This window comes from Leifsonia sp. HAY1-4F, assembly GCF_056755275.1.
In genome coordinates, this window is sequence record NZ_JBNDHX010000335.1 from 1 (window position 1) to 264 (window position 264).

Below are 264 nucleotides of genomic sequence, written 5' to 3' on the forward strand. Positions count from 1 at the left end.
CCCCCCCCTCGATTAGCGAGTGTCTCGTGGGCTCGGAGATGTGTATAAGAGACAGATCTCCGCGAACGCCGTGTTCACCGACTGGGCGGTCGCGGAGATGGGTACCAAGGTCGACCTCTGCTCCATCGTGAACGCGGCGAAGGCCCTGGGCTGTCTCTTATACACATCTCCGAGCCCACGAGACACTCGCTAATCTGGGGGGGGGGGTTCTTTTGGGTGGGAGGGGGGGGGGGGGGGGGGGGGGGGGGGGGGGGGGGGGGGGGG

Annotated in this window: 1 protein-coding gene; it reads left to right on the forward strand. The window is 67.4% G+C overall.

Annotated features, from left to right (window positions below):
* Positions 1-40: 40 nt before the first annotated feature.
* On the forward strand, positions 41-193 hold the full coding sequence (locus ACPYOG_RS19735) for a hypothetical protein (protein ID WP_481295815.1): 153 nt from the start codon (positions 41-43) through the stop codon (positions 191-193).
* Positions 194-264 lie beyond the last annotated feature (71 nt).